This is a genomic window from Rhodopseudomonas parapalustris (assembly GCF_053772255.1).
Genome location: NZ_JAMKBZ010000036.1, coordinates 42,290 through 48,862 on the forward strand (window position 1 = coordinate 42,290; position 6,573 = coordinate 48,862).

Annotated in this window: 6 protein-coding genes; all 6 read right to left on the bottom strand. The window is 65.6% G+C overall.

Features of this window, described 5'->3' with window-relative positions; genetic code table 11:
• The 6 genes from M9H71_RS22490 to M9H71_RS22515 all read right to left on the bottom strand — a co-directional run bounded on the left by M9H71_RS22490 (position 1) and on the right by M9H71_RS22515 (position 5,992).
• Positions 1 to 1,281: a lipoprotein-releasing ABC transporter permease subunit gene (locus M9H71_RS22490; protein WP_455407102.1), complete on the bottom strand. Its 1,281-nt coding sequence runs from the start codon at positions 1,279 to 1,281 to the stop codon at positions 1 to 3.
• 79 nt (positions 1,282 to 1,360) lie between these two features.
• Positions 1,361 to 2,677 (bottom strand): proline--tRNA ligase, encoded by a 1,317-nt coding sequence (gene proS / locus M9H71_RS22495; RefSeq protein WP_455407103.1) that lies wholly within the window; start codon positions 2,675 to 2,677, stop codon positions 1,361 to 1,363.
• 171 nt (positions 2,678 to 2,848) lie between these two features.
• Complete coding sequence (locus M9H71_RS22500; RefSeq protein ID WP_455407104.1) at positions 2,849 to 4,450, bottom strand: copper resistance CopC/CopD family protein; 1,602 nt, start codon at positions 4,448 to 4,450, stop codon at positions 2,849 to 2,851.
• Positions 4,447 to 4,974: a YcnI family protein gene (locus M9H71_RS22505; RefSeq protein WP_455407105.1), complete on the bottom strand. Its 528-nt coding sequence runs from the start codon at positions 4,972 to 4,974 to the stop codon at positions 4,447 to 4,449. Before M9H71_RS22505 ends, M9H71_RS22500 begins: the two co-directional genes overlap by 4 nt.
• Positions 4,974 to 5,513 (bottom strand): copper chaperone PCu(A)C, encoded by a 540-nt coding sequence (locus M9H71_RS22510; RefSeq protein WP_455407106.1) that lies wholly within the window; start codon positions 5,511 to 5,513, stop codon positions 4,974 to 4,976. The genes M9H71_RS22505 and M9H71_RS22510 overlap by 1 nt, the downstream gene beginning before the upstream one ends.
• A gap of 119 nt (positions 5,514 to 5,632) precedes the next feature.
• Positions 5,633 to 5,992 (bottom strand): hypothetical protein, encoded by a 360-nt coding sequence (locus M9H71_RS22515; RefSeq protein ID WP_455407107.1) that lies wholly within the window; start codon positions 5,990 to 5,992, stop codon positions 5,633 to 5,635.
• Positions 5,993 to 6,573: the final 581 nt, after the last annotated feature.

Genomic DNA, 6,573 nt, shown 5'->3' on the forward strand with positions numbered 1-6,573 from the left:
TTACTCGTAGCGCAGCGCGTCGACCGGATCGAGGCGCGCGGCGCGCCACGACGGGTACAGCGTGGCCAGGAACGACAGTGTCAGCGCCATGATCACCACCGCGCTGGTCTCGGCGAAGTCGATCTCGGCCGGCAGCTTCGACAGGAAATAGAGTTCAGGCGAGAACAATTCGGTGTTGGTGACCCAGGACAGAAACTGCCGGATCGACTCGATGTTCAGACACACCAGCACGCCGACCAGGAAGCCGGTCAGCGTGCCGACCACGCCGATCGCCGCGCCCGTGATCAGAAACACTCGCATGATCGAGCCCTGGGTCGCGCCCATGGTGCGCAGGATCGCGATGTCGCTGCCTTTGTCCTTCACCAGCATGATCAGGCCGGAGATGATGTTGAGCGCCGCCACCAGCACGATCAGCGTCAGGATCAGGAACATGACGTTGCGCTCGACCTGCAGCGCGTTGAAGAAGGTGGCGTTGCGCTGTCGCCAGTCGACTAGGAACACAGGTCGCCCCGCCGCCTCGGTGACGGCCTTGCGGAAGGCGTCGATCCGGTCCGGATTGTCGGTATAGACCTCGATCGCGGTGACGTCGTTGGCGCGGTTGAAATACGCCTGCGCTTCCTTCAGCGGCATGAACACGAAGGTCGAGTCGTATTCCGACATGCCGATCTCGAACACCGCCGCCACCTTGTACGGCTTGATCCTCGGCGTGGTGCCCATCGGCGTCACCGCACCGCGCGGCGCCACCAGCGTGATGCTGTCGCCGGCATGCAGCGAGAGCTGATCGGCGAGCCGCCGGCCGATCGCGACGCCCTGGCCTTCGTCGAAGCCTTCCAGCGTGCCCTGCTTCAGGTGATTGGCGATCGACGAAAGGCGATTGAGATCGTCGGCGCGGATGCCGCGCACGAACACGCCAGAGGCGTTGAACGGCGACGACGCCAGCGCTTGGCCGTCGACCACCGGCGCCGCGAGCTTGATACCCGCCACGCCGCTGATCCGGTCGGCCACTTCCTTCCAGTCGGTCAACGGGCTTTCCAGCGGCTGCACAAGCAGATGGCCGTTGAGGCCGAGAATCTTGTCGAGCAGCTCTTTGCGGAAACCGTTCATCACCGCCATCACGATGATCAGCGTCGCCACCCCCAGCATGATGCCGAGGAAGGAGAAGCCGGCGATCACCGAGATGAACCCCTCACGCCGGCGCGCACGCAGATAGCGCCCGGAGAGCAGCCACTCGAATGGCGCGAAAGGAGGAGTCCGAACAGGCTCGTTCATGGCGTGATCCATAGTCCGAATTTCACACGATTCGGGCTTTATCTGGCCGACGCCGCCCTCGCCGCTTAGGCCCGCGGTGGATAAGTGCCTATTACGTCAGACGTGAGACCACATCGGCGAGCGCGAGGTTTTCACGCGAGCCGTCGCTGCGCCGCTTGAGTTCGACCTTGCCTTCGGCGAGCCCGCGCGGTCCGACGTGGATCTGCCACGGAATGCCGATCAGGTCCGCGGTCGCAAACTTGGCGCCGGCGCGCTGATCGGTGTCGTCGTAGAGCACTTCGACGCCCTTGGCGGAAAGCTCGCGATAAAGCTGGTCGCAGGCCGCGTCGGTCGCAGCATCGCCCTGCTTCAAATTGAGGATCGTCACTCGGAACGGTGCCACCGCCTCCGGCCAGATGATGCCGTTGTCGTCGTGGCAGGCCTCGATGATCGCCCCGACCAGCCGCGACACGCCGACGCCGTAGGAGCCGCCATGGATCGGCGCATCGGCGCCGTCCGGTCCGGTGACGTTGGCCTTCATCGAGTCGGAATATTTGGTGCCGAAGTAGAAGATCTGGCCGACCTCGATGCCGCGGGTGCTGAGCCGGTTGGCCTCGGGTACTTCGCTCTCGTAACGCGCCGGCTCGTGGACGTCCTCGGTCGCCGCATAGACCGAGGTCCACTGCTTGATGATCGGGGTCAGGTCGCCGTCGTAATCGACGCTCTCGTCCGGCACCGGCAGGTTCAGCACGTCACGGTCGATGAACACCCCGGACTCACCAGTCTCGGCCAGCACGATGAATTCGTGGGACAGATCACCGCCGATCGGACCGGTCTCGGCGCGCATCGGAATCGCCTTCAGACCCATCCGCGCGAAGGTACGCAAGTAAGCAACAAACATCTTGTTGTAGGACTTGCGCGCGCCGGCCTCGTCGACATCGAACGAATAGGCATCCTTCATCAGGAATTCGCGCCCCCGCATCACGCCGAAACGCGGACGCTGCTCGTCGCGGAATTTCCATTGAATATGATAGAGATTGAGCGGCAGGCTCTTGTAGGACTTGATGTAGGACCGGAAGATCTCGGTGATCATTTCCTCGTTGGTCGGCCCGTACAGCAATTCCCGCTTGTGGCGATCCGCGATGCGCAGCATCTCGGGGCCATAGGCGTCGTAACGGCCGCTCTCGCGCCACAAATCGGCGAGCTGCAGCGTGGGCATCAAAAGCTCGATCGCCCCGGCGCGGTTCTGCTCCTCGCGCACGATCTGCTCGATCTTCTTCAGCACCCGATGGCCGAGCGGCAGCCAGGCGTAGATGCCGGCGGCCTCCTGCCGCAGCATCCCGGCGCGCAGCATCAGCCGGTGCGAGACGATCTCGGCCTCCTTCGGGTTTTCCTTCAGGATCGGCAGGAAGAAGCGCGACAAACGCATGGGATTTGCTCGGAGAATCGGGTGGAAGTTGAACTTGCGCCAGTGAAACCGGATCGGACGCCAAAACACAAGGGCGCGGGCCGCGCAGTTCGGCAATTCGGGCCGGATTCGCCGCGCTGCGGCGCGGGCCGGACGCGGTCCTAGCACGGCGGCCCGGTGCTCGGCACCCGACTATCGAATCACGATCGGGGCTTCGAGGTTCACCTTCTCGAAATCCGAGATCAGCACGCCCAGCGTCAGCGTCCACGTCCCCGGAACGGGCGCCGTCAACCGCGCCTGCCATTGTCCGTCCGCAGCTTTCTGCGCCTCGGCGCTGAGCGGCTCGATCCCGGCGTCGGGATTGGCCAGCGACACCGTCAGCGCCTGCGCGGCGAGCGGCGCCTCGTCGGCGGTCTGCAGCAGCACTGTGATCGCGATCGGGCCAGCGTGGCCGGCCGTCAGCGTGACCGTCGCCATCGCCCGCTCGGTATGGAGGTGCACCACCTCCGCGGATTGGACCGCGACGCTGCGCGGCGGCGGCGTGAACCGCCACAGCCCGACGACGCCGAGGATCGCGATCACCAGCATCAGTTCGGCGAAGATACTGGCGCGCATCGTCCGCAGCGCGGCCGCCTCGCCCGCCAGCAGACGCGGCGTCAGCCGCACCCGGTTCCACAGCGCCAGGCCGAGCAGTCCGAGCACCAGCGCCAGCTTGCCGATCAGCACCCGGCCGTAATCGCTCTGCCACAGCGCATCGACCCGACCGAGCTCGATCGCCGCCAGCGCCACGCCGCTGATCAGCAGCGCCACGACCGCCGGCGGAATCGCGCGCGAAAACCGCCGCAGCGTCGCCGGCGCCGAGTCCCCCTTGGAGCCGACCGCGATCGCCAGCGGAACCAGCGCACCGATCCACACTGCAAGGCTGACGCCATGCACCCACACCGCGCCGGATGCGAGCACGCGCGGTTCAGCCGTGGCGGCATGGCCGCTGACCGCGAACGCCGTCCCCAGTCCAGCCACCGCGCCGAGCGACAGCAACCGCGCATTCCAGCCGCGCCAACGCAGCGACAGCAGCGCCACCATCAATGCAATGCCGGACAGAGCCGCGGTGTCTCCGGACGAGCCGGATCCGCCGGCCCGCCATACCGCAGCCTCGCCGATGCGGGAAAGCGGCAGGTCGAGCACGTCCAGCCCTTGCAGGCCGACCGACAATATAAGCGTGACGAGGCCGAGCAGCGCGGCAGCGGCGCAGCCAGCTCGCGCACCGCGCGACGGGTCTGCGGCGATCCAGCCGAGAAATGCCGCGCCGCCGACCGCCATCAGCAGCGTCAGCTCGAACGCGATCCGGGTCAGCCAGATCGCGGTGCGGCGCAGCGGATCGTCAGGCACCTCGATGGCCGGCAACCTCTGGCCGGGTGCGCCGATCCAGAACGTCAGCGCCCCGCCGATCGGGTGACCATCGTCCGACGACACCCGCCAGCTCAACACATACGCGCCCTCACCCAACGACGCCGGCGGCGCGAACCGCAGCGTCGCCCCGTCCTGATCGATCGCGCTGACCGGATGGCTCCGGCCGCGAGGGTCGATCAGTTGCAGTCGCAGCACGGTGACCGGTTCGTTGAAGGTCAGCGTGAAGCTCTGCGGCGCCGTCGCCAGCACGGCCTCGGCGGCCGGCTCGCTGGCGACGAGGCTTGCATGCGCGGCCGCAAGCGCCGGCCACAGAACCACGGCAACCACCATGATCCAGGCCAGCCAGCGCCCGCGGCTACGCATGCGATGGCGAAGCGCGGTCACGGCGCCTTCGGCTTCAGCCGCAGCGCTGGCGCCGGCTCGTGCAGGGCTTCGGACTTCGGGCCCGCGGCTGGAATCTCGATCCAACGCGAGACGCCCTTTTCGCATTCCTGCACCACCGGGAAGTACAGCGTCTTGCCGGCTGCGTCGGGCAGCTTCATCACCAGACCGAAGGTGTCGTAGAGGTTGTCCGGGAGCGGGCCGCCACGCCAGGTCACCTCGTCGACGGTTTCGGTGATGGTCTTGCCGTGCAGCTTCGGCTGTTCGCCTTCGATCTTGCGGGTCTTGATCTCGACCGACCAGCCCGGCTTCATCTGCGGCTTCACCGACAGCACGCCGTTCGGAATCTTGACCCGCACCGCGCGGGTCGCGGAACCGTCGCAGCCGTGCGACACGCTGAGCACCGCCTGGAAGTAATTGCCGGCCACCGCCTCGTTCGGCTGCAACGTGACGTGGGCCAGCGCCGGCGCGGCGCCGAATGCAGCGGCCGCAAGGGCCGCCGCTGCCGTTACCGATCGGGACCGCATTACTTCTTCATCCCGTGGCCGCTATGATCCATGGTGCCGTGGTCCATCTTCATCATGCTGCCGCCGGTGTCGCCCGGCGCCTTGGCGCCGACGCCTTCGACGTCGAGCGTGACCTGCACCTTGCCGGCTTTTTCGAACTGTAGCGTCATCGGCACCTTGTCGCCCTGCTTCAGCGGCCCCTTCAGGTCCATCAGCATGATATGATAGCTGCCCGGCATCAATGTCACCGTCTTACCGGGCTCGATAGCCAGCCCCTTGTCGAGCGGGCGCATCTTCATCACGCCGTTGTCCATCGACATCTCGTGGATCTCGACCTTGCCGGCGATGTCGGCGCTGCCGGACACCAGCCGGTCGGCGCTGCTGCCTTTGTTCTCGATGGTCAGGAAGCCGCCGGCGACCTTGGCGCCGCCCGGGGTTGCACGGCTCCACGACTGACTGATCACCAGATCGCCGGCCTTGACCTCGGCGGCCTGCACGGCAGCGGTGGACAGCAAGGTGGCGACGGCGACGGACGCGACGCTGCGAATGAACATCTTCATGGGAGGATCTTTCTTTCGTTGAGGACTAAAATGAGAATGCGCCGATGGCGCCCCCCATGCTGCGGGGACACGCGCCGCCGGGCGAATGCCGAAAAAGAGACAGGCGGCAGAGGCCGCGATCAGGCGAAGGCCGGCATCCCGACCGGCGGCCCGCGGGCCTGAGCATGAGCGAAAGGCCGGGTGTTGATCGGCGCGGCACCAGCAAGGTGCCACACCACCTTCTGTGCAAATCGCGCCTGCACGAAGTCCTGCGGCGGCAGCGCCGGCACCGGTGCTCCGCCGAGCGAGAGCGAACAGATCACGCAGCAACCGCCACCATGGCTTACCGGGACACCGTCCGACGTCCGCTCTGGCTGCGCCATCGCCGCACAGAGCGGCGCGCCCCCGACCGGATCGGCGATCACGCTGGCGATGACGCGCACTGCACTGATCGGCGCCAGAAGCTGCACCAGCACCGCCAAAGCGACCAACGGAATCACCCGCCCGAAACGTCGGCGAAGCCCGGTTCGTGCTTTCGGTGGATGAATTATCATGCAGGTTGGTTGCGGTCTGTTGGGAAGCGCAGCATCGCACAGCTCGACAACCGCGCCAAACGAAACTGCCAAGCGCGCGCAACAGACGCCTTATCGTTCATTTCGCGCTTTGCCTTAAATTTGAACATTCGTTGCCGAGAATGATGACAAGGCGCTTCGGATAGGCTACCAATATCGGCACAGGCTGAGCTTTGCGGCGAAAGTCTGAGTGGTCCAAGTCTCGGGAGGAACCCTGACGTTCACCAACGAACGTCGCCCCGGCCAAAGATAAAACAACTATTCGGGGTAATTACAGGGTCGACAAGTTTTTGAGCAGGGCGCCGCGCCCTGCTTTTTCTTTTTCGGCGTCGTTTCGGCACTATTTTTCATTGTACGAATCGCCGAGCGCGCGAGTCGCTCGGCGCGCCGGCATCCGACGCCATTTGGCAGACTGAGTCGTCGTCCGTGAAGTTTGCTGAACTGGATTGATTTAGGGGTGTCGGGCGGCTTCGAGTCGGAGTGACAGCATCATCAGCAGGGCACGCAAA

Coding starts and splice junctions, on each gene's coding strand:
- M9H71_RS22490 (WP_455407102.1), bottom strand. CDS start 1,281: ATGGATCACGCCATGAACGAGCCTGTTCGGACTCCTCCTTTCGCGCCA.
- proS (WP_455407103.1), bottom strand. CDS start 2,677: ATGCGTTTGTCGCGCTTCTTCCTGCCGATCCTGAAGGAAAACCCGAAG.
- M9H71_RS22505 (WP_455407105.1), bottom strand. CDS start 4,974: ATGCGGTCCCGATCGGTAACGGCAGCGGCGGCCCTTGCGGCCGCTGCA.
- M9H71_RS22510 (WP_455407106.1), bottom strand. CDS start 5,513: ATGAAGATGTTCATTCGCAGCGTCGCGTCCGTCGCCGTCGCCACCTTG.